The organism is Pseudomonas sp. 8AS (assembly GCF_902506505.1).
In the GTDB taxonomy this organism is placed as follows: Bacteria; Pseudomonadota; Gammaproteobacteria; order Pseudomonadales; family Pseudomonadaceae; genus Aquipseudomonas.
Map to the genome: position 1 here is coordinate 4,099,446 of NZ_LR733406.1, position 19,670 is coordinate 4,119,115.

The window sequence follows — 19,670 nt, forward strand, 5'->3', positions numbered from 1 at the left end:
CCACCCCGGCAGTGCCCCCGGAGCGAGACGGGGCCGACGAGGGGCGACGCCTTATCCGGGCGCGCTGCTCCCCAGCCACGCACCATCTAACCCGCAGGGAATACCCCTACTGCGGTACACAACAACAAGAGGAACCCCCTGGATGGAATCCCTGAACAATCTAGTCAATGGTCTCAACGGTCTGGTCTGGGGTCCGCCCATGCTGGTCCTCATTCTCGGCACGGGCCTGTTCCTGATGCTGAGCCTCAAGTTCATGCCGCTGGCCAGAATCGTCTCCGCCTTCCGCCTGCTCTGGCAGGGCCGCAAGAAGGACGACGACGGCTCCGGCGAGATCAGCCCCTTCCAGGCGCTGATGACCTGCCTGGCCGCCACCGTCGGCACCGGCAACATCGCCGGCGTCGCCACCGCCATCTTCCTCGGCGGCCCCGGCGCGATCTTCTGGATGTGGTGCACCGCCCTGGTCGGCATGGCCACCAAGTACTGCGAGGTGGTACTCGCCGTGCACTACCGCGAGAAGGACGAGCGCGGCGAGCACGTCGGCGGGCCGATGTACGCGATCAAGAACGGCCTGGGCAAGAAGTGGGCGTGGATGGGCGGCGCCTTCGCCTTGTTCGGCGGCCTGGCCGGCTTCGGCATCGGCAACATGGTGCAGGTCAACAGCATGGCCGACGCCCTCAGCGGCTCCTTCGGCGTGCCGGACTGGGTCACCGGCGTGGTCACCATGGTGGTCACCGGCGTGGTCATCCTCGGCGGCATCAAGCGCATCGGCAAGGTCGCCGAGGCCCTGGTGCCGGCCATGTGCGTGGGCTACATCATCGCCGCGCTGAGCGTGCTGGCCCTCAACTTCGAGGCCATCCCCGGCGCCTTCGCGCTGATCTTCGAGCACGCCTTCAACCCGGCCGCGGCCACCGGTGGCTTCGCCGGCGCCGCAGTCATGGCAGCGATCCGCTTCGGCGTGGCGCGCGGCATCTTCTCCAACGAGGCGGGCCTGGGCACCGCCGGCATCGCCCAGGCGGCCGGCACCACCCACAGCTCGGTGCGCTCCGGCCTGATCGGCATGCTCGGCACCTTCATCGACACCATCCTGGTGTGCAGCATGACCGCCCTGGTGATCCTCACCACCGGCGTATGGACCAGCGGCGCCAGCGGCGCGGCGCTGTCCAGCGCGGCCTTCGAAGCCGCTCTGCCCGGCGTCGGCCAGTACCTGCTGGCCCTGGCCCTGATGGTGTTCAGCTACACCACCATCCTCGGCTGGAGCTACTACGGCGAGCGCTGCTGGGAGTACCTGGTCGGCACCAAGGCGATCCTGCCGTTCCGCATCCTCTGGGTGCTGGCCATCCCCTTCGGTGCCATCGCCCAGCTGGACTTCGCCTGGCTGGTCGCCGACACCCTCAACGGCCTGATGGCAATCCCCAACCTGATCGCCCTGATCCTGCTCAGCCCGGTGGTGGTCAAGCTGACCCGCGAGTACTTCGCCAAGCCGGCGAGCGCACGCGGCGGCGTCCCACAGAGCAACTGAGCCCCTGGCGGCGGCCGGCCGCCGGCACCTGACGCCCCTCGCATGCCCCCGATGCCCCATCGGGGGCATGCTCGTTTCTGGGGCAGGACTTCGGCGGCGCCCCATGAGCGCTGCGGCAAACATGCCGGCAACGCCCAGCAACATGCCGCTTGCGGCCGTCAAGAGCGACCCTTCGTCCCGCCATGCCAGGCATGTCAAAGACGGGTACGGAACGTGCCGATTGAATGGCGACTGAGCGATGCGGAGCCACCTTGCCGTGTACGCCCCGGGTGGCGGCACTGGTCTGCCGACCAGCGACCCTTCTGGCTGTACCGCACCACAACAATCCGTGATGACAAGCTAGCGAGCCGTGACCGGCGCTGTCCCGCGCCGTTCCCGCTGCGTCGAGGTGCACCATGCTCAACCCCGTCTTCCGTCTCGAAACACCCGCCAGCCTTGGCCTCAAGGCCATCGCCTGCACCCTGCACGGCCTCGACAACCGGCACTATTCGCCCCGATAGTCGAGATACAAGGGGGCGCCGTGCGCACCACAAGCCCCGCACAACCCCTGGTGCTCACACGGCGCACCCTAGGGTTTGGCGAGCCCCGCCACGGGCATCTAACCCTCTGATTTATCTGGCAAGAATACGCCCCGCCCAGGCGGGGCTTTTCTTTTGACAGCCCGGCAAAGCCACGGGTTAGAATCCGGCATGACCTCTGCATAGCAGTGGCGCCCCCGCCCATTCGCCCGGAGTACGCCCTTGGACGCCAGCACCATCAACAGCCTGTTTCTGATCGGCGCGCTGCTGGTGGCAATGAGCATCCTGGTCAGCGCCTTCGGCTCGCGCTTCGGCATCCCGATCCTGGTGATCTTCCTCGCGGTCGGCATGCTCGCCGGCACCGACGGCCCGGGTGGCATCGTCTTCAACGACTATTCGCAGGCCTACCTGGTCGGCAACCTGGCGCTGGCCATCATCCTTCTCGATGGCGGCATGCGCACCCGCGTGTCGAGCTTTCGCGTGGCCCTGTGGCCCTCATTGTCACTGGCCACACTGGGCGTGCTGCTTACCGCCGGACTGACCGGCGTGGCCGCCGCCTGGCTGTTCAACCTGAGCTGGCTGGAAGGCCTGCTGATCGGCGCCATCGTCGGTTCCACCGACGCCGCGGCGGTGTTCAGCCTGCTTGGCGGGCGCGGGCTCAACGAGCGGGTCAGCGCCACCCTGGAGATCGAGTCGGGCAGCAACGACCCGATGGCGGTGTTCCTCACCGTGACCCTGATCGGGATGCTCGCCAGCGGCGAGTCCGGCTTCAGCGCAAGCTTCATCGTGCACCTGGTCCAGCAGTTCGGCATCGGCGGCCTGCTCGGTCTCGGCGGTGGCTGGCTGCTGCTGCAGGTGATCAACCGCATGACCCTGGCCAACGGCCTGTACCCGCTGCTGGTGGTCAGCGGCGGGATCATGATCTTCGCCATCACCAACGCCGTCGGCGGCAGCGGCATCCTGGCCATCTACCTGTGCGGCCTGCTGCTGGGCAACCGGCCGATCCGCTCGCGCCACGGCATCCTGCACATCCTCGACGGCCTCACCTGGCTGGCGCAGATCGGCATGTTCCTGGTCCTCGGCCTGCTGGTCACCCCCCATGAGCTGCTGCCGATCGCCCTGCCTGCCCTCGGCCTGGCGCTGTGGATGATCCTGTTCGCCCGGCCGCTGTCGGTGTTCCTCGGCCTGCTGCCGTTCCGCGCCTTCCATGACCGCGAAAAAGCCTTCATCGCCTGGGTCGGCCTGCGCGGCGCGGTGCCGATCATTCTCGCCGTGTTCCCGCTGATGGCCGGCCTGGCCAATGCCCAGCTGTTCTTCAACGTGGCCTTCTTCATCGTCCTGGTGTCGCTGGTACTGCAAGGCACCAGCCTGCCCTGGGCGGCCAGACTGCTGAAAGTGACAGTACCGCCGGACCCGGCGCCGATCTCCCGCGCCGGCCTGGAGACCCACCCGACCAGCGAGTGGGAGCTGTTCATCTACCGCCTGGGCGCGGAGAAATGGTGCATCGGCGCGCCGCTGCGCGACCTGAAGATGCCCGAAGGCACGCGCATCGCCGCGCTGTTCCGCGGCCGCGAACTGCTGCACACCTCCGGCAGTACCAAGCTGGAGGCCGGCGACGTGCTCTGCGTGGTCGGCCACGAGCATGACCTGCCGACCCTGGGCAAGCTGTTCATCGAGGCGCCGACGCGGACCCAGGACCTGCGCTTCTTCGGCGACTTCATCCTCGAAGGCGATGCCCAGCTCAGCGCCGTGGCCGCCCTCTACGGCCTGAAACTGGAGGGCGCCGAAGGCCAGCTGCACCTGGGCCGCTTCATCGCCCACCAGATCGGCGGCCAGCCGGTGGTCGGCGACCAGGTGGAATGGAACGGCCTGACCTGGACCGTGGCCGTGATGGAAGGGAACAAGGTACGCAAAGTCGGCGTCAGATTCCCCGAAGGCCAGGGCAAGCCCGGGCCCGGGCTGTTCCTGTAACGACCTGGCCGGCAATCGGCAGTCGCGCACGCCACGCGACTGCCGGCCTGGCATATCATTAGCCGCATCATTTCCCGAGCCGCCCGAAGCGACCATGTCCGTATTACGCCCCTACCTCGCCGCCGCCCTGCTGGGCCTCTGCCTTCTCGGCGCCGGCCCTGCCGCCGCCGAAGCACCGACCCGCGCAGCCGTTCAGAAGAGCCTCGACGGCCTGGCCGAGCGCAAGCTGCCGGAAGCCGAGCAGAAGGCCCTGCAGCAGGCCCTGGAGCAAACCCTGGCCTTCCTCGCCAGCCAGGCCGACAGCGAGCAGCGCCTGACGGATCTCAAGCGCCAGCTCGGCGATGCACCGCGCCTGACCAGCGAAGCCCAGCGCGAACTCACCCGGCTCAAGGCCAGCCCGCTCAAGCCGGTCGGCGAACGCTATGGCAAGTCCAGCGCCGCCCAGCTGGAAACCCTGCTCGCCGAACGCACCAGCCAGCTGTCCGCCTGGCAGCAGGAGCTGGCCGAGGCCAACAGCATGCTGATTACCGCGCAGACCCGCCCGGAGCGTGCCCAGGCCGAGATCAGCAGCAACCAGACCCGTGTACTCAAGATCAACAACCTGCTCAAGGTCGGCAAGGATGCCGGCAAGCCGATCGGCGCCGAACAGCGCGACCAGCTCAACGCCGAACTGCTGGCGCTGACCGCGCTGACCGAGCTGCGCCGCCAGGAGCTGGCCGGCAACAGCCTGCTGCAGGACCTCGGCGGCAGCCGCCGCGACCTGCTCACCGAGCGCATCCGCCGCCTGGAGCAGGAAAGCCTCGACCTGCAGTCGCTGATCAACGACAAGCGCCGCGAGAGCAGCGAACAGACCGTCGCCGAACTGTCGCGCGAGGCCGAGAAGGCCACCCCGGACAGCCTGCTGGCCCAGGAAAGCGCGGAAAACCTCAAGCTCTCCGACTACCTGCTGCGCGCCACCGACCGCCTCAACGAACTGACCCGCCTCAACCTGCAGACCAAGCAGCAGCTGGACAGCGTCAGCCAGGCCGACCAGGCCCTGGAAGAGCAGATCGACGTGCTCAAGGGCAGCCTGCTGCTGGCCAAGATCCTCTACCAGCAGAAGCAGGCCCTGCCGCAACTGCAGCTGGACAAGAACCTGGCCGACCAGATCGCCGACATCCGCCTGTACCAGTTCGAGCTGAACCAGAAACGCGACGCCCTGAGCAACCTCTCGGAACATGTCGACCAGCTGCTGGCCTCGCAGCCGCCGGAGCAGGTCACCGCCGAGCTGCGCAAGACCCTGCTGGAGCTGGTCACCACTCGCAGCGAGCTGCTCGAGCGGCTGAACCGCGAACTCAATGCCCTGCTCAACGAGTCGATCACCCTGCAGCTCAACCAGAAGCAGCTGCAGGCCACCGCCGGCACCCTGAGCAACACCCTCGAAGAACAGATGTTCTGGATTCCCAGCAACAAACCGCTGGACCTGGCCTGGTTGAAGCAGGTACCGACCCTGCTGGAGCGCCAGCTCAACGCCGTGCCCTGGGGCGCCGGGGTGCGCGAACTGGGCGCCGGGCTGGTCGACCGGCCCTGGCTGTTCATCCCGCTGCTGCTGCTGATCGGCGCCCTGATCTGGCGGCGCAGCTGGCTGTACGAAAAGCTGCGCGGCCTGCATCAAGACATCGGCCACTACAAGCACGACAGCCAGCTGCACACGCCCCTGGCGATCTTCATCAACATCCTCCTGGCCCTGCCGGTCACCCTGTTCCTCGCCTTGTGCGGCCTGGCCCTGCTGATCGACGCGCGCGGGCAGAACGCCAACCTGGGCACCGCCCTGCTGGAAATGGCCCAGGCCTGGCTGGTGTTCTACACCCTGTACCGCATCCTCGCCCCGCATGGCGTCGGCGAACTGCATTTCCGCTGGGAGCGGCCACGGGTGGCCTTCCTCAACACCCAGGTGCGGCGCCTGGGCCTGGTGGTCATGGCCCTGGTCGGCGTGGTGGCGGTGGCCGAGCATCAGCCGGCGGCACTGGCCGAGGACGTCATCGGCATCGGCGTGGTGCTCAGCTGCTACGCCCTGATGGCCTGGCTGCTCGGCCGCCTGCTGCTGGCCGGGCCGATGCACGAGCGCTCCACGGCCTTTCGCGTGCTGGTCGGGGTGGGCTTTACCGCCCTGCCGATCGGCCTGTTTATCGCCGTGTGCTTCGGCTACTACTACACCGCGCTGAAGCTCACCGACCGCCTGATCGACACCCTCTACCTGCTGGTGCTGTGGTTTGTCCTGGAGGCCGCCTTCGAGCGTGGCATGGCGGTGGCGGCCAGACGCCTGGCCTACCAGCGCGCCCTGAGCAAGCGCCAGGCGCAAACCAAGGAAGGCCTGGAAGGCGGCGAGGCGGTGGTCGAGGAGCCGGCCCTGGACATCGAGCAGATAAACCAGCAGTCCATGCGCCTGATCCGCCTGGCCCTGCTCAGCGGCTTCGTGCTCTGCCTGTACTGGGTGTGGGCCGACCTGCTCAGCGTGTTCACCTACCTGGACAACATCACCCTCTACGAATACAGCAGCGGCAGCGGCGATGCCGCGACCATGGTGCCACTGAGCCTGCTCGACCTGCTCGGCGGCCTGATCATCGTCGCCATTACCGTGGCCCTGGCCAGCAACCTGCCGGGCCTGCTGGAGGTGCTGGTGCTGTCACGCCTGTCGCTGGCCCAGGGCAGCGCCTACGCCACCACCACCCTGTTGTCCTATGCGATCAGCGGCATCGGCTTCGTCATGACCCTGTCGGTGCTCGGCGTCAGCTGGGACAAGCTGCAGTGGCTGGTGGCCGCATTGTCGGTGGGGATCGGCTTCGGCATGCAGGAGATCTTCGCCAACTTCATTTCCGGCCTGATCATCCTGTTCGAGCGCCCGGCGCGCATCGGCGACGTGGTGACCATCGGCAACCTGTCCGGCACGGTGAGCAAGATCCGCATCCGCGCCACCACCATCACCGATTTCGACCGCAAGGAAATCATCGTCCCGAACAAGACCTTCGTCACCGACCAGCTGATCAACTGGTCGCTCAACGACACGGTCACCCGGGTCATCATCAAGATCGGCGTGGCCTACGAGACCGACCTGCCGCTGGCGCGCAAGCTGATGATGCAGGCCGCCATCGAGAACCCGCGGGTGCTGCGCGAGCCCGAGCCGCTGCTGTACTTCCTCACCATCAGCGCCAGCACCTTCGACTACGAGCTGCGCTTCCACGTGCGCGAGCTGGGTGACCGCAACGCCGCCACCGACGAAATCCTCACGCGCATCGCCCTGAGCTTCCGCGAGCACAAGGTGGAGATGGCCTTCAACCAGGTCGAGGTGATGATCAAGAACCTGCACGGTCAGGAACTCAACCTGACCACCGGGCAGATGGTGGCGGCCACCGCGGCTGCCGATAGCCAGCAGCAAAAACTGCCACCCGCCGCGCCAGCCGTCGACCCGCAGTAACCCGCGCACCGGCCGGGAGGGCCGGCCGGCTGGACGCCCCGCGACAAAACCGAGCAAAATGCTCGGAATTGTCGCGGAGCCCTGCAGTGAAAGCCCTCACCGACCTCGTATTCGATAACCGCTACGCCCGCCTGGGCGATGCCTTCTCCACCCCCGTGCTGCCCGAGCCGATCGAGGCGCCGCGCCTGGTGGTGGCCAGCCCGGCGGCCATGGCCCTGCTCGACCTCGACCCGGCCGAGGCCGACTCCGAGCTGTTCGCCCAGGTCTTCGCCGGGCACAAGCTGTGGAGCGACGCCGAGCCGCGCGCCATGGTCTATTCCGGGCACCAGTTCGGCAGCTACAACCCGCGCCTGGGCGACGGCCGCGGCCTGCTCCTGGGCGAGGTGGTCAACGCCGCCGGCGAGCACTGGGACCTGCACCTCAAAGGCGCAGGGCAGACGCCTTGGTCACGCATGGGCGACGGCCGCGCGGTGCTGCGCAGCTCAATCCGCGAATTCCTCGCCAGCGAGTACCTGCATGCCCTGGGCATCCCCACCAGCCGCGCACTGTGCGTGACCGGCTCGGATACCCCGGTGTGGCGCGAGAAGCGCGAAAGCGCGGCGATGGTCCTGCGCCTGGCGCAGAGCCATGTACGCTTCGGCCACTTCGAGTACTTCTATTACACCAACCAGCACGCGCAGCTGCGCCAGCTGGCCGAGCACGTGCTGGCCTGCCACTTCGCCGAGTGCCAGGCGCAAGCGCAGCCCTTCGCCGCGCTGTTCCGCGAAGTGGTGGAGCGCAACGCCGCGCTGATCGCCCAGTGGCAGGCCTACGGCTTCTGCCACGGGGTAATGAACAGCGACAACATGTCGATCCTCGGCATCACCTTCGACTACGGCCCCTACGCCTTCCTCGACGACTTCGACGCCAACCATATCTGCAACCACTCCGACGACAGCGGCCGCTACAGCTTCAGCAACCAGGTGCCGATCGCCCAGTGGAACCTGGCCGCCCTCGGCCAGGCGCTGACGCCCCTGGTCGAGGTCGAGCAGCTGCGCGAAAGCCTGGCCCTGTTCCTGCCGCTGTACCAGGCGCACTACCTCGACCTGATGCGCCGCAGGCTGGGCCTGAGCACGGCCGAGGACGGCGACGAGGAGCTGATCCAGCAGCTGCTGCAGCTGATGCAGCAAGGCGGCGCGGTGGACTACAGCCTGTTCTTCCGCCGCCTCGGCGAGCAGGCGCCGCACGCGGCCGTGGCCGAGCTGCGCGACGATTTCCTCGACCGCGCCGCCTTCGACGCCTGGAGCGCCCGCTACTGCGCCCGCAGCGCGCGCGAGAACGGCAGCCAGGCCGAGCGGCGCACGCGCATGCATGCGGTCAACCCGCTGTATGTGCTGCGCAACTACCTGGCGCAGCAGGCCATCGAAGCCGCCGAGGCCGGCAACTACGCCCCGGTGCGCGAGCTGCACGCGGTACTCGCCCGCCCCTTCGAGGAGCAGCCGGGCATGGCCCGCTACGCCGAACGGCCACCGGAATGGGGCAAGCACCTGGAGATCAGCTGCTCGTCCTGATGCCAGCCCGAACGAACATGGCTTATCGGTTAAACCGAATAAGCATATAAACCTATCCAAACATTCTTAGACTATCTAAGCGAAGGCCATTATCTTTTCGCCCCTGTGCGGCCGCCTAGCGCGTGCCAGATACCTCATACGAGATTCGCACGCTTAAGGATGCCCATGTCCTGGGACTCGCTACCCCTGATTTTCGTCGCTGCCCTGCTGGTCTGGGTGCTGGTTGCCTTCGTCCGCGAGAAGTGGAGTCCGGACATCGTCGCGGCCATTGCCGTGGCCGCGCTGCTGGTCACCCAGCTGCTGACCCCGGCAGAAGTGCTCAGCGTGCTAAGCAACTCGGCGCCGGTGACCATCGCCTGCATGTTCGTGCTGTCGGCCGCGCTGGAGCGTACCGGCTGCATCGACGCCCTGGGCAACTGGCTGGGTGATCTGGTCGGTACCAGCCCGATCCGCGTGCTCACCGGCCTGACCGTTACCGCCCTGGTAATTTCCGCCGGCCTGAACAACACCCCGGTGGTGGCCATTCTCACCCCGGTGGCGATCTCCCTGGCCCGCCGCGCCGGCACCCTGCCGTCCAAGCTGCTGATCCCGCTGTCCTACGCCACCATCCTCGGCGGCACCCTGACCATGATCGGCACCTCGACCAACATCCTGGTCGACGGCGTGGCGCGCAAGGCCGGCCTGGAGCCCTTCGGCATCTTCGAGATCACCGGTGCCGGGCTGATCCTAGCCGCCGCCGGCATGGCCTACCTGCTGACCTTCGGCCGCCACCTGCTGCCCGAGCGCGAGACGCTGTCCAAGCAGCTGCGCCCGGACCTGGATCGCACCTTCATGAGCGAACTGCTGGTGCCGCACGACTCGCCGATGATCGGCAAGACCCTCAGCGAGGCCAACCTCAACGGCGGCAGCGGCCTGCAGGTACTGAAGATCTTCCGCGATCAGGAAGAACTCACCGAGCCGGACCACGACACTGTATTGGCCGCCGGCGACCAGCTGGTGATCCACGGCCAGGTCAAGGACGTGGTCGAACTGCGCGGCAGCGGCCACCTCAGCTTCAGTCGCAGCGAAGCCTTCGAGACCATCAGCAGCCACGATGTGGTGCTGGCCGAGGCCATAGTCGGGCGCAATTCGCGCTACAGCCACCGGCCCATGCGCGACCTCGACCTGACCGCGCGCTACGGTATCGCCGTGCTGGCCGTACACCGCCAGGACGAAAACGTTTCCGGCAACCTCGACGAGTTCCAGTTGCAGTTCGGCGACGTGATGCTGGTCGAAGGCACGCCGGCACAGATCAAGCGCTTCGCCGACAACGGCGAGCTGATCAGTCTGAACACCGTGCAGGAACGCTCCTTCCGTCGTGAAAAGGCGCCCATCGCCATCATCGCCACCCTGGCCGTGATGCTGCTGGCCGCCTTCGGCGTGATGCCCATCGAAGGACTGGCGATCATCGGCGCGGTGGTCGTGCTGGCCACCCGCTGCCTGGATGTGGAAGACGCCTACAAGGCGGTGGACTGGAAGATCCTCAGCCTGATCTTCGGCATGCTGGCCATCAGCATCGCCATGGACAAGGTCGGCCTGGTCAAGCTGATGGTGGAGAACCTCATGGGCTGGCTGCCCTGGGCCGGTCCGCTGCTGATGCTGAGCTTCATCTACCTGTTCACCTCGATCCTCACCGAAGTGCTGTCGAACAACGCGGTGGCGGTACTGGTCACCCCGATCGCCATCGGCATGGCCCAGCACCTGGGTGTCGACCCGCGCGCCTTCGTGGTCGCGGTGATGTTCGCCGCCAGCGCCAGCTTCGCCACGCCCATCGGCTACCAGACCAACACCTTCGTCTACAACGCCGGCGGCTACCGCTTCACCGACTTCATGAAGGTCGGCATTCCACTCAACCTGATTCTCTGGGTGGTGGCCAGCTTCGTGATCCCCTGGTTCTGGCCGCTGGTGCCGGTGTAGCGGCATAAGCTCAGTACTTATCGTTCCAAAGCAAAGCCCGTTTCATTGCTCCAGCGCATTGACCGGGCCTTGGCGTTTTCTCCATGCTGCGAACCTTCCAATCTGCCCCGAAGGAGCGCATGCATGAAACTGGAAACCCTGGCCATCCACGCCGGTTACAGCCCCGACCCGACCACCAAGGCGGTGGCGGTACCGATCTACCAGACCAGCTCCTTCGCCTTCGACGACACCCAGCATGGGGCCGACCTGTTCGACCTGAAGGTCGCCGGCAACATCTACTCGCGCATCATGAACCCGACCAACGCCGTGCTCGAAGAGCGCGTGGCGGCCCTGGAGGGCGGCGTCGGCGCGCTGGCCGTGGCCTCCGGCATGGCGGCCATCACCTATGCCATCCAGACCCTGGCCGAGGCCGGCGACAACATCGTCTCGGTGGCCAAGCTGTACGGCGGCACCTACAACCTGCTGGCCCACACATTGCCGCGTTTCGGCATCCAGACCCGCTTCGCGCCGCACGACGACATCGCGGCGCTGGAAGCGCTGATCGATGAGAAAACCAAGGCGGTGTTCTGCGAGTCGATCGGCAACCCGGCCGGCAACATCGTCGACCTGGCCGCCCTGGCCGCCGCCGCGCACCGTCATGGCGTGCCGCTGATCGTCGACAATACCGTGGCCACGCCGATCCTCTGCCGCCCGTTCGAGCACGGCGCCGACATCGTCGTGCACTCGCTGACCAAGTACATCGGCGGCCACGGCACCAGCATCGGCGGCATAGTCGTCGACTCCGGCAAGTTCCCCTGGGCCGAGCACAAGGCGCGCTTCCCGCTGCTCAATACGCCGGACCCGTCCTACCACGGCGTGACCTACACCGAAGCCTTCGGCCCCGCCGCCTTTATCGGCCGCTGCCGCGTGGTGCCGCTGCGCAACACCGGGGCGGCGCTGTCGCCGTTCAACGCCTTCCTCATCCTGCAAGGCCTGGAGACCCTGGCCCTGCGCATGGAGCGCCACTGCGAGAACGCCCTGAAGGTAGCGCAGTACCTGAGCCGCCATCCGCAAGTGGCCTGGGTGAAATATGCCGGCCTGGAAGAGCACCCGGAATATCCACTGGCGCAGCGCTACATGGGCGGCAAGCCGGCCTCGATCCTCTCCTTCGGCATCAAGGGCGGCTTTGATGCCGGTGCGCGCTTCATCGATGCGCTCAAGCTGGTGGTGCGCCTGGTGAATATCGGCGACGCCAAGTCGCTGGCCTGCCACCCGGCCTCGACCACCCACCGCCAGCTCAACGACGCGGAGCTGGAGCGCGCCGGGGTGCCGCGCGACATGGTGCGCCTGTCGATCGGCATCGAGCACAGCGACGACATCCTCGCCGACCTGGCCCAGGCGCTGGACGCCGCGGCGGGCTGATCGCCCTTGATATCCGCGCAAGCGACTCCAGATTAGGCATACCGCCTCTGGAGTCGCCCATGTCCAATCCCCTGCTGATCCCCTGCCCGCACTGCAACGGCCTCAACCGCATTCCCGGTGAACGCCTGGGCGATGCGCCGCGCTGCGGCCGCTGCAAGGCCGAAGTGCTGCCGAGCAAGCCCTTCGAGCTGACCCAGGCCAGCTTCGCCGCGCAGAACAAGGGCGACCTGCCGCTGCTGATCGATGTCTGGGCCAGCTGGTGCGGCCCGTGCCGCAACTTTGCGCCGATCTTCGAGCAGGCCGCCGACCAGCTGCAGGGGCGCTGCCGCCTGGCCAAGCTGGACAGCGAAGCCAACCCGCAACTGTCCGCCGAAATGGGCATCCGCTCGATCCCGACCCTGATCCTGCTCAAGGGCGGCGTGGAAGTGGCCCGCCAGAGCGGCGCCCTGCCCCTGCCGCAACTGCTCGGCTGGTTGCGCCAGCACGGCATCTGAGCGGCCTGAGCGAATAGGTCAGCCCCGGCGAGCGCCGCTGTCATTGCCGCCCGCCCGGCAGACGCTAGGCTGGACGGCATCGCCCACGAGGAATGCCACCCATGCCACTGCCCGTCGAAATGGCCCGCCTGTTCACCGAAGAAAAGATCGCCTTCGTCAAACGCTGCGGGCTCAAGGCCGAAGTCCTCGAACCCGGCCGCGTGCGCCTGCGCATGCCGCTGGAGGGCAACCAGAACCATATCGGCAGCATGTACGCCGGCGCCCTGTTCACCCTGGCGGAAATCCCCGGCGGCGCACTGTTCCTCACCAGCTTCGACGCCCAGCGCTTCTACCCCATCGTCAAGGAGCTGAACCTGAGCTTCCGCCGCCCGGCCGCCAGCGACATCCGGGTCGAGGCCTGCCTGGACGCCGCCGAGATCGCCCGCATCGAGGACGAGGCCGAGCGCGTGGGCAAGGCCGAGTATCGCCTCGATCTGCAACTGCGCGATGCCGGCGGCGAAGTGGTGGCGCAAAGCTGCGCGCTGTATCAATTACGCAAGCACTGACGCACGGAACTTGCCGCGGATCAAAAGCCGGTCTATCAATGGGGGTCACACTAAAAACCCACCAGAGGTTGCAGCGCGTCGCGGCAGTTCGCGGCGCAGAGGGGACTCCAGATGATCAAGCACATCCTTATCGCCCATGACTTGCGCAGCACTGCCGACCTCGCCCTGCGCCGCGCCGCGCAGCTGGCGCGCCAGCACAATGCCCGCCTGACCCTGCTCCACGTGCTCGACAGCCGCCTCGGCCAGGCCGAGCAGGACCGCGTCCACCAGGCCCTGGACAACAGCCTGACCCAGTTCGCCCCGCCCGGCAGCGAGCTCAAGCTGTGCCAGGGCAAGCCCGCCGAGGCCGTGCTGGAGCAGGTGCAGCAGCTCGGTGCCGACCTGCTGGTGCTCGGCGCCCACCACCAGCGCCACGAGTTCTTCTCCGGCACCACCCTCGACCGCATCGCCCGACGCTGCCCGGTGCCGCTGCTGCTGGTGGCCCGCGACGAAGCCCAGCCTTACCGCGAGGCGGTCGCCGCCCTGGACTTCTCCCTGTGCGCCTGCACCGCCCTCAACCGCGCCTGCCGCCTGCTGCCGGCCGAAGCCAACATCCACGCCCTGCACGTGTTCGAGCCGCAGAAGAACCAGGCCGACAGCGCCACGCAACTGGCGACCCAGCACGCCCTGATCGACCAGCTGATCGCCGACGAATCCCAGCAGTTGCCGCCCGACAGCCCGACCCTGTCCCACGAGATCAAGCAGGGCGGCATCCTGCGCGGCCTGCAGGAATGCATCGGCAGCCGCCAGCCGCAGCTGCTGGTGCTCGGCTGCCATGGCCGCGGCGCACTGTCCCAGGCCCTGCTCGGCAGCCTGGCCCAGCACTTTTTGCACAAGGCGCCGTGCGACGTGTTCGTGGTGCGCTGAAAGCCAGCTGCACATCGGCCAGGCTTTCAGGCCAGATAAAAAGAAAGGCGCCCTCGGGCGCCTTTCTTGTTTCTGCAGGGGACTCAGCTTTCCAGCAGCTTGTGCAGCTCGACGAACTGCTGGGTCAGCTTGTGGCTGCGATCCAGGTGGATCAGCGGGATGCAGGCCTGGTGCGACTCGCGCATCTTCACCGAACTCATCAGGTTGACCGGCAGCACCGGCAGGCCTTCGGCGATCAGCTCGTCGAGCAGCTGCTGCGGCAGGCTCGCGCGCGGCTGGAACTGATTGACCACTATGCCTTCGACTTCCAGACCTTCGTTGTGGTCTTCCTTGAGTTCCTCGATCTCGCGCAGCAGGCCGTACAGGGCCTGGCGCGAGAAGCTGTCGCAGTCGAAGGGGATCAGCACGCGGTCGGCGGCGATCAGCGCGGAGACGGTGTAGAAGTTCAGCGCCGGCGGGGTATCCAGATAGATACGCTCGTAGTCCTCACCCAGCTCCTCCAGCAGTTTGCGCAGCTTGTTGATCTTGTGCTTCTGCTCCAGCTTGGGCTGCAGATCGGCCAGCTCGGCGGTGGCGGTGACCACATGCAGGTTGTCGAACGGCGTTTCGTAGATATCCACCGAGCCCTTCTTGGCGAACGGCCCGGACGACAGGCTGCCCTTAAAGAACTCGGCGATGCCCATGGGAATGTCGTCGCCGGTCAGCCCGGTCAGGTAATGGGTCGAGTTGGCCTGGGCATCCAGGTCGATCAGCAGGGTGCGATAGCCCTCCGCCGCGCTCACCGCCGCCAGGTTGCAGGCGATGCTGGACTTGCCCACACCGCCCTTCTGGTTGAACACCACTCGCCGCATGACACACCTCCCTGAGCCCGAATGGGGTCGATTCTATGCAAAGCGCCGAACAAGGGCGAGGAATTCGGCAAAAAGCGCAAGACGTGCGCCCCGGGCAACTGTGTCAAAATTTGCGCAGCCAGCGCGCTGACGGGATAATAGCGGCACCTCGCCATGACTTTGCCGCAGTTCGCCTGCCGGCAGGGGTGTCGCTGTAGACAAGGAAGCCCACAAGGGGCCGGGAAGAGAGCTCCGCGTGACACATTTCAATATCGCCAGCTGGCGCGCCTGGGCTCCCGGGCTGGACGCCGACGAAGACTGCCAGGCCTGGCTGCAAGCCCCGCGGCGCCTGGCCGACAACGGCGAGCAACCCGATGTCAGCTTTCTCCCGGCCATGCAGCGCCGCCGCCTGAGCCGCCTGGCGCGCATGCTGTTCCACGTCGCCTGGCCCATCGCCGAAACCCAGGGGCCGCTGCCGCTGGTGTTCGTCAGCCGGCATGGGGAAACCCCGCGCACCCTGAACATCCTCGCCGATCTGGCGCACAACGAGCCGCTATCGCCGACCCAGTTCAGCCTTTCGGTGCATAACGCGATCATCGGCCTGTGGTCGATCCTGCGTGCCGACGGCAGCGAAATGTGCGCCCTGGCTGGCGACGCCGACGGCCTCGAACAGGGCCTGCTGGAAGCCGCCAGCCTGCTCGGCGATGGCGCGCCCGCCGTGCTCCTGGTGATCGCCGAGGAAACCCCGCCGGCGCTGTACGCACCCTTTATCGACGACGTGCCGTTTTCCTACGCCGTCGCCCTGCTGCTCACCCCCGGCAACGACTGGCAGCTGAGCCTGCAGCCCGGCAGAGGGCCGCGCCCCGAGTGGCCGCATGCCCTGGAGCTGGCGCGCGCCCTGCACAGCGGCCAGCGCGAGCTGCAGCATCATTGCAAGAACCGTCACTGGAGCTGGTCATGCAACAAGGCCTGAGCCAGCGCAGCGCCCCCTACGCCTGGCGCCTGTTCGCCACGGCCGCCAGCTTCAGCCTGTTCGGCATCGGCGGCGTGCTGCTGCGCATCGTGGTGTTCCCGCTGCTCAGCCTGCTGCCTGGCGACGCCCTGACCCGGCGCACCCGCGCTCGCGCCGTGGTCAGCTGGACCTTCTACAAGTTCGTGCGCTTCATGTACCACAGCGGCGTACTGACCTACGAAGTCGAGGGCAGCGAACGCCTCGGCCGCCCCGGACAGATGGTGATCGCCAACCACCCATCGCTGATCGACGTGGTGGTGCTGATCGCCTTCATCCGCGACGCCAACTGTGTGGTCAAGCAGAGCCTGTGGGACAACCCGAGCATGCGCGGGCCGATCCGCGCCGCCGGTTTCATCAGCAACAGCGGCAGCCTGGACATGCTCGACGAGGCCGCCGGCGCCCTGCAGGAAGGCCAGACCCTGATCGTCTTCCCCGAGGGCACGCGCACCACGCCGGGGCACAATCCCGAATTCCACCGTGGCGCGGCGGCGATTGCCGTGCGCGGTGCGCGCCTGGTCACCCCGGTGGTGATCAGCGTCAGCCCGACCACCCTGACCAAGGCCGAGCCCTGGTACAGCATTCCGTCGCGCCGTTTTCACTTTCGCCTGCGCGTGGGCGAGGATATCGACCCGCAGCAATTCACCGCGCAAGCCCCGCTGCCCATCGCCTCGCGCAAACTCAACGACCATCTGCACCAACACTTTATGAAGGAGCTCGCCTCAGATGAGCGATCTGCAAACTGAGATCAAGAACCTGATCATCGAGGCCCTCGGCCTCGAAGACATGGTGGCCGAAGACATCGCCGCCGACCTGACCCTGTTCGGTGACGGCCTGGGCCTGGATTCGGTGGACGCCCTCGAGCTGGGCCTGGCGATCCAGAAACGTTTCGGCATCAAGATCGACGCCGAAGCCAAGGACACCCGCCAACATTTCGCCAACGTGGCCAGCCTGGCTGCCTTCGTTGCCGCGAAACAGGCTGCCTGAGGACGCCGTGATGCAAAGCCGTGAAGAGATTTTCGTCACCCTGCAGGAGGCGCTGGTCGAGCTGTTCGAGCTGGACGCCGAGCGCGTGACCCTGGACGCCAACCTGTACCAGGATCTGGAAATTGACAGCATCGACGCCGTCGACCTGATCGACCATATCAAGCGCCAGACCGGCAAGAAGATCGCCGCCGAAGAGTTCAAGGCCGTGCGCACCGTCGGCGACGTGGTCGAAGCCGTGTACCAGGTGGTCAACGCCGCGCCGGCGCAAGACTGAACATGAGTAAGCTGCTCGGCCTGCTGCTGGTGGTGGCGGGGCTGCTCTATCCGTTTGCCGTGTATTTCGGCATGGAGCACCTGTCGCCGCGCGTGTTCGCCCTGTTGCTCGGCGGCCTGTGGCTGGCGCGCGCCCTGGTGCAACGCGGCAAGCCGGGCAACCGCTGGATGGCCGGCGTGGCCCTGGGTTTCTGCCTGCTGCTCGGCCTGGCCGGCGAGGCGGAACTGCTGCGCTGGTACCCGGTGCTGCTCAACGGCCTGCTGCTGTCGCTGTTCGGCCTCAGCCTGAAGTTCGGCCCGCCACTGATCGAGCGCCTGGCGCGCCTGCGCGAACCCGACCTGCCGGACGTGGCGGTGCGCTACACGCGCAGCGTGACCCGGGTGTGGGCGCTGTTCTTTCTGGCCAACGGCCTGGTGGTGATCGCCCTCAACCTGTGGGCACCGCTGAGCTGGTGGACCCTGTATACCGGGCTGATCGCCTACGGCCTGATGGGCCTGCTGTTTGCCGGTGAGTGGCTGGTGCGCCAGCGTGTAAGGAGACAGGCATGACCTGGTTGCCCCTTGGCAATCTATTGCTGGAAGCTCAGCCGAGCCGTCCGGTAACGCCGGATATGACGCATGCTGCCCTGCGCCAGCGTGCCCTGGCCCTGGCCGGCGCCCTGCAGGCGCGCGGCGTGCAGCACCTGGCCCTGCATATCGAGGATGCCGGCGAGCTGGCCATCGCCCTGCTCGGCGCCTGGCGCGCTGGCGTGCAGGTACTGCTGCCAGCCGACGCCCAGGCGCAGACCCGCGAGCGCCTGGGCGCCCAGGTCGAGCTGTGGCTGGACAGCCTGGACGACGCAGCGTTGAACGGCGAGCCACTGCCCGCTGCCGCCCTCGATCTCGACCAGTGCCGCCTGACCCTGTGCACCTCCGGCTCCAGCGGCGAGCCCAAGCTGATCGAAAAGTCCCTGCGCCAGCTGGCCAATGAAGTGGACGCCCTGGAACAGCTGTGGGGCGCCGAGCTCGGCGCTGCCACCATCCTCGGCAGTGTCGCCGCCCAGCACATCTACGGCCTGCTGTTCCGCGTGCTCTGGCCGCTGTGCGCCGGCCGCCCGTTCCTGCGCCGCGCCCAGCCGTTTCCCGAGGACCTGCAACGGGAGAGCCTGGCCGTTAGCACTGGCTTCGCCTGGATCGCCAGCCCAGCCCTGCTCAAGCGCATGGGCGACAACCTCGACTGGCCGGCCCTGAGCCAGGTGCGTCGGGTGTTCTCCTCCGGCGGCGCCCTGCCGGCCGAGACCGCCACCGAGCTGCACGGCCTGCTCGGCCAGTGGCCAACGGAAATCTACGGCAGCTCGGAAACCGGCGGCATCGCCTGGCGCCAGGGTGGCGAGCTGTGGACGCCGTTTGCCGGCATCGAGCTGAGCCTGAACGACCAAGGCGCTCTGCGCATCGCCTCGCCCTACCTGCCGGCCGGGCATGTCGAGCAGAGTGCCGACGCCGCCGAACTACAGGCCGATGGCCGCTTCGCATTGCGTGGGCGCCTGGATCGCATCGTCAAGCTGGAAGAAAAACGCATCTCCCTGCCCATGCTGGAACAGGCCCTGCTCGGCCACGAATGGGTCGCCGACGCGCGCCTGGGGGTGATCCAGCAGGGCCGCGCCTACCTCGGCGCACTGGTCGCCCTCAGCCCGAGCGGCCTGCACGCCCTGCGCAACCAGGGGCGCAAGACGCTGATCGAAACCCTGCGCCAGCACCTGGCCGGGCACTGCGAGGCGCTGGCCCTGCCACGCCGCTGGCGCCTGCTCGCCGAGCTGCCCTACAGCAGCCAGGGCAAGCTGGCCCAGGCCGAAGTCGAACGCCTGCTGGCCAGCGAGCGACCGACCCGCGTGACGCCGCGCTCGGCGGTCGAGCAGGACGGCGAGTGGCAGCTGGAGCTGGACGTGCCGCCGGACCTGGCGCATTTCACCGGCCACTTTCCGCAGACCCCGGTGCTGCCCGGCGTGGTCCAGGTCGACTGGGCCCAGCAGCTGGCGCGCGAGCTGATTGCCGACCTGCCGCCGCGTTTCTGCGGCATGGAAGTGCTGAAGTTCCAGCAGCTGGTACGTCCCGGCGACCGCCTGCAGCTGAGCCTGCGCTTCGACGCCGAGCGCGGCAAACTGTACTTCGCCTATCGCAACGGCGAGGCGGCCTGCTCCTCGGGGCGCATCCTGCTGGGGGCGGCGCTGTGATTGGCCTCGGTAGGTTGGCGTTGAGCGCAGCGATACCCAACAGGGTG

At 67.3% G+C, this 19,670-nt stretch carries 16 protein-coding genes; 15 read left to right on the top strand and 1 reads right to left on the bottom strand.

Annotation, left to right across the window (positions count from 1 at the left end):
* Positions 1 to 142 precede the first annotated feature (142 nt).
* The 9 genes from GV001_RS19160 (at position 143) to GV001_RS19200 (ending at position 14,314) form a co-directional block, all read left to right on the top strand.
* Positions 143 to 1,519 carry a sodium:alanine symporter family protein gene (locus tag GV001_RS19160; RefSeq protein WP_160082803.1) on the top strand — a complete coding sequence of 459 codons (1,377 nt, stop codon included), beginning with the start codon at positions 143 to 145 and terminating at the stop codon, positions 1,517 to 1,519.
* 740 nt (positions 1,520 to 2,259) lie between these two features.
* Positions 2,260 to 4,008, top strand: coding sequence for a potassium/proton antiporter (locus GV001_RS19165; protein ID WP_160082805.1), 1,749 nt, complete (start codon positions 2,260 to 2,262; stop codon positions 4,006 to 4,008).
* 94 nt (positions 4,009 to 4,102) lie between these two features.
* A complete protein-coding gene (gene mscK, locus GV001_RS19170; RefSeq protein WP_160082807.1) occupies positions 4,103 to 7,462 on the top strand; it encodes a mechanosensitive channel MscK in 3,360 nt (1,119 codons plus the stop codon).
* Between the two features lie 86 nt (positions 7,463 to 7,548).
* Positions 7,549 to 9,012, top strand: a complete 1,464-nt coding sequence (gene selO, locus GV001_RS19175; protein WP_160082809.1) for a protein adenylyltransferase SelO — start codon at positions 7,549 to 7,551, stop codon at positions 9,010 to 9,012.
* Positions 9,013 to 9,177: 165 nt separating this feature from the next.
* Positions 9,178 to 10,968: an SLC13 family permease gene (locus GV001_RS19180; protein ID WP_160082811.1), complete on the top strand. Its 1,791-nt coding sequence runs from the start codon at positions 9,178 to 9,180 to the stop codon at positions 10,966 to 10,968.
* Between the two features lie 123 nt (positions 10,969 to 11,091).
* Positions 11,092 to 12,369, top strand: coding sequence for a bifunctional O-acetylhomoserine aminocarboxypropyltransferase/cysteine synthase (locus tag GV001_RS19185; protein WP_160082813.1), 1,278 nt, complete (start codon positions 11,092 to 11,094; stop codon positions 12,367 to 12,369).
* A gap of 59 nt (positions 12,370 to 12,428) precedes the next feature.
* Positions 12,429 to 12,863 (top strand): thioredoxin TrxC, encoded by a 435-nt coding sequence (gene trxC / locus GV001_RS19190; RefSeq protein WP_160082815.1) that lies wholly within the window; start codon positions 12,429 to 12,431, stop codon positions 12,861 to 12,863.
* A 101-nt stretch (positions 12,864 to 12,964) separates the two neighbouring features.
* A complete protein-coding gene (locus tag GV001_RS19195; protein WP_160082817.1) occupies positions 12,965 to 13,408 on the top strand; it encodes a PaaI family thioesterase in 444 nt (147 codons plus the stop codon).
* 111 nt (positions 13,409 to 13,519) lie between these two features.
* A complete protein-coding gene (locus GV001_RS19200) occupies positions 13,520 to 14,314 on the top strand; it encodes a universal stress protein (protein WP_160082819.1) in 795 nt (264 codons plus the stop codon).
* An 83-nt stretch (positions 14,315 to 14,397) separates the two neighbouring features.
* Here GV001_RS19200 and GV001_RS19205 read toward each other — a convergent pair whose 3' ends face one another.
* The gene (locus GV001_RS19205) at positions 14,398 to 15,165 is read right to left on the bottom strand and encodes a ParA family protein (RefSeq protein ID WP_160082821.1); all 768 of its coding nucleotides are present in this window, start codon (positions 15,163 to 15,165) and stop codon (positions 14,398 to 14,400) included.
* 235 nt (positions 15,166 to 15,400) lie between these two features.
* On the opposite strand from GV001_RS19205, the gene GV001_RS19210 reads away from it, so the two are divergent.
* From GV001_RS19210 to GV001_RS19235, 6 genes are read left to right on the top strand one after another with little or no spacing between them, the layout of a single operon-like run.
* Positions 15,401 to 16,117 carry a beta-ketoacyl synthase chain length factor gene (locus GV001_RS19210; RefSeq protein ID WP_160082823.1) on the top strand — a complete coding sequence of 239 codons (717 nt, stop codon included), beginning with the start codon at positions 15,401 to 15,403 and terminating at the stop codon, positions 16,115 to 16,117.
* The gene (locus tag GV001_RS19215; RefSeq protein ID WP_160082825.1) at positions 16,102 to 16,899 is read left to right on the top strand and encodes a 1-acyl-sn-glycerol-3-phosphate acyltransferase; all 798 of its coding nucleotides are present in this window, start codon (positions 16,102 to 16,104) and stop codon (positions 16,897 to 16,899) included. Before GV001_RS19210 ends, GV001_RS19215 begins: the two co-directional genes overlap by 16 nt.
* A complete protein-coding gene (locus GV001_RS19220) occupies positions 16,880 to 17,140 on the top strand; it encodes a phosphopantetheine-binding protein (protein ID WP_160082827.1) in 261 nt (86 codons plus the stop codon). Before GV001_RS19215 ends, GV001_RS19220 begins: the two co-directional genes overlap by 20 nt.
* Positions 17,141 to 17,150: 10 nt before the next feature.
* Entirely contained in the window at positions 17,151 to 17,414 is a 264-nt protein-coding gene (locus GV001_RS19225) for an acyl carrier protein (RefSeq protein ID WP_160082829.1), read from the top strand.
* Positions 17,415 to 17,416: 2 nt separating this feature from the next.
* Positions 17,417 to 17,962, top strand: coding sequence for a hypothetical protein (locus tag GV001_RS19230; RefSeq protein ID WP_160082831.1), 546 nt, complete (start codon positions 17,417 to 17,419; stop codon positions 17,960 to 17,962).
* A complete protein-coding gene (locus GV001_RS19235; RefSeq protein ID WP_160082833.1) occupies positions 17,959 to 19,623 on the top strand; it encodes an acyl-CoA synthetase family protein in 1,665 nt (554 codons plus the stop codon). The genes GV001_RS19230 and GV001_RS19235 overlap by 4 nt, the downstream gene beginning before the upstream one ends.
* The last annotated feature ends 47 nt before the right edge of the window (positions 19,624 to 19,670 follow it).

What these genes read in the sequence shown, in the direction of transcription:
- GV001_RS19160 (WP_160082803.1), top strand. Translation starts at nt 143, where the DNA reads ATGGAATCCCTGAACAATCTAGTCAATGGTCTCAACGGTCTGGTCTGG.
- mscK (WP_160082807.1), top strand. Translation starts at nt 4,103, where the DNA reads ATGTCCGTATTACGCCCCTACCTCGCCGCCGCCCTGCTGGGCCTCTGC.
- GV001_RS19180 (WP_160082811.1), top strand. Translation starts at nt 9,178, where the DNA reads ATGTCCTGGGACTCGCTACCCCTGATTTTCGTCGCTGCCCTGCTGGTC.
- GV001_RS19185 (WP_160082813.1), top strand. Translation starts at nt 11,092, where the DNA reads ATGAAACTGGAAACCCTGGCCATCCACGCCGGTTACAGCCCCGACCCG.
- trxC (WP_160082815.1), top strand. Translation starts at nt 12,429, where the DNA reads ATGTCCAATCCCCTGCTGATCCCCTGCCCGCACTGCAACGGCCTCAAC.
- GV001_RS19195 (WP_160082817.1), top strand. Translation starts at nt 12,965, where the DNA reads ATGCCACTGCCCGTCGAAATGGCCCGCCTGTTCACCGAAGAAAAGATC.
- GV001_RS19200 (WP_160082819.1), top strand. Translation starts at nt 13,520, where the DNA reads ATGATCAAGCACATCCTTATCGCCCATGACTTGCGCAGCACTGCCGAC.
- GV001_RS19205 (WP_160082821.1), bottom strand. Translation starts at nt 15,165, where the DNA reads ATGCGGCGAGTGGTGTTCAACCAGAAGGGCGGTGTGGGCAAGTCCAGC.
- GV001_RS19215 (WP_160082825.1), top strand. Translation starts at nt 16,102, where the DNA reads ATGCAACAAGGCCTGAGCCAGCGCAGCGCCCCCTACGCCTGGCGCCTG.
- GV001_RS19220 (WP_160082827.1), top strand. Translation starts at nt 16,880, where the DNA reads ATGAGCGATCTGCAAACTGAGATCAAGAACCTGATCATCGAGGCCCTC.
- GV001_RS19225 (WP_160082829.1), top strand. Translation starts at nt 17,151, where the DNA reads ATGCAAAGCCGTGAAGAGATTTTCGTCACCCTGCAGGAGGCGCTGGTC.
- GV001_RS19230 (WP_160082831.1), top strand. Translation starts at nt 17,417, where the DNA reads ATGAGTAAGCTGCTCGGCCTGCTGCTGGTGGTGGCGGGGCTGCTCTAT.
- GV001_RS19235 (WP_160082833.1), top strand. Translation starts at nt 17,959, where the DNA reads ATGACCTGGTTGCCCCTTGGCAATCTATTGCTGGAAGCTCAGCCGAGC.